Source organism: Oryzihumus sp. (assembly GCF_036391795.1).
GTDB lineage: Bacteria > Actinomycetota > Actinomycetes > Actinomycetales > Dermatophilaceae > Oryzihumus.
Window position 1 is genome coordinate 1 of sequence record NZ_DASVZH010000093.1, and the last position, 2,104, is coordinate 2,104.

Annotated in this window: 2 protein-coding genes; both read left to right on the forward strand. The window is 70.6% G+C overall.

Going from position 1 to position 2,104, the window contains the following annotated elements; translation table 11 throughout:
• The coding region (locus VF825_RS05545) for an MOSC domain-containing protein (RefSeq protein ID WP_331110990.1) at positions 1 to 608 on the forward strand (608 nt) is incomplete at its 5' end.
• Positions 609 to 740: 132 nt separating this feature from the next.
• The coding region (locus tag VF825_RS05550; protein ID WP_331110992.1) for a carboxylesterase/lipase family protein at positions 741 to 2,104 on the forward strand (1,364 nt) is incomplete at its 3' end.

Consider the following 2,104-nt stretch of genomic DNA (forward strand, 5'->3'; position numbering starts at 1 on the left):
GCGTCGCGGGCGATCGCCGTTGGGCATTCGTCCGCGACGGGCAGGTGCGCAGCGGCTTTCCGTGGCTGACGATCCGGGAACGGCCCGAGATGGCTCACTACCGGCCTCGCTTCGCAGAGCCGGACCGGCCCAACGCCTCCATGACGATGGTGCGCACGCCTTACGGCTGCGAGTTCGACGTTGCGGACCCAGCGCTCGCTGCGGAGCTCGGGCCGGGCGTGCGCGTCATCAAGCAGGACCGCGGGGTCTTCGACACGATGCCCCTGTCGCTGCTGACGTCTCAGACCCTGAGCAGCCTCGGCCGGCTGACCGGCACCGACCTGGCGGTCGCGCGGTTCCGGCCCAACTTCCTCGTGGATGCTTGCGGGCGCGACTTCCCCGAGGATGCGTGGGTCGGCCGGGTACTGCGCATTGGCGGGCTGCGGATGCGGGTGGACGTGCGCGACAGGCGGTGCGTGGTGGTCACCGTAGACCCGGTGACGCTGCACCGGGACCCGGCGATTCTGCGTGCCATTGTGCGGGAACGCGACGCCAGGCTCGGGGTCTATGGATCGACCGTGGAACCGGGCAGAGTCGTAGTGGGCGACGCAGTCGAGCTCGAACCCTGAGACTGGCCGTCGCCCGGGACTGAGCAACTGGGATCTCGGGAGGTTCGCCAGGTCACGGCCCGGCTGCGGCCTTGGGGGCGCCACCCTCCCAGGGACTTCCGCCTCTAGGAGAGCGTTACAGAAGCAGCCAGAGTGGAGCAGGTGGACACTGTGATTGCTACCTCGTCTGGCAAGGTTCGCGGCTTCACCGCTGACGGCGCGTACGTGGCACTCGGGGTCCCGTACGCGGCACCACCCTTTGGCGCGAACCGGCTCCGGCCGCCGCTGCGGCCCGAACGCTGGGACGGCGTCCGCGATGCGACCAAGTTCGGGCCGTCGCCTCCCCAGGTCGCTCCGCCGCAGGCAGCAGGAGGCGGGTGGGATACCGACGTGGCCGGCGAGGACTGCCTGAATCTCAACATCTGGACGCCTGACCCTGGCACCTCCGGCCTGCCGGTGATGGTCTGGATTCAGGGAGGCCAGTTCGAGATCGGGGCTACGAAGGCATACGACGGCAGCCGTTTCGCCCGCGACGGCGTGGTCTGCGTGGTGATCAACTGGCGGGTCGGCGCCGACGGGTTCGTGTACCTCGGCCACGGCAGCCCTCCCGGCACTGCCAACCTCGGCCTGCTCGACCAGGTCGCGGCGCTGGAGTGGGTGCAGGAGAACATCGCGGCCTTCGGCGGCGATCCCGCGAACGTGACCGTGTTCGGCGAGTCGGCGGGCGCGATGAGCATCGGGATGCTGCTGTCCATGCCCCGCGCCGAGGGCCTGTTCCGGCGGGCGATCACCGAGAGCGGCGCGGCCCACCCGGTGACCTCGGCACGGTCGGCCGAGCGGATCGGGCGGGAACTGGCCGCGAAGCTGGGTGTCGCGCCGGTGCTTGATGCCCTCGCGGCCGTGCCGGTAGAGCGGATGCTCGCTGCCGAGACGGACCTGAAGGCGGACCTGCTCGCCCACCCGGACCCGGACCGATGGGGCGAGGAGGTACTGGGCACCATGATGCCGTGGCAGCCGGTGATCGACGGTGACGTCATTCCCGGTCCCCCGATCGAGCGCGTCGCGGCTGGTGCCAGCGCCGACGTGGACCTGATCACCGGGACGAACGCCGACGACTGGCGGCTGTTCCGCGCCATTACCGGCGAGATTGGCCAGATCACCGACGAGGCCCTGACCGGTCCCGTCACGACGTACGGATCCTGGGCACTGGCCGCCTACGGCTTGCAGGGGCAGGAGGCACTCGCCGAGTACCGGGCCAGGTACCCGGATGCGAGCCCTGGTGAGCTGCTCGCGGACGTGCAGACCGACTGGTGGGTCCGCATCCCGTCCATCCGCCTGGCCGACGCGCACGCCAGTGCCGCAGCGGCCGCCGGCACCGACGCTGGGACCTACATGTACGAGTTCGCCTGGCCCGCGCCTGGCCTGGGCGCCGTGCACGCCCTGGAAGTCCCCTTCGTCTTCGACACCCTGGACGCGAACGCACCCCTCTTCGGCCCCCTGCTCGCCGATGCGAACCC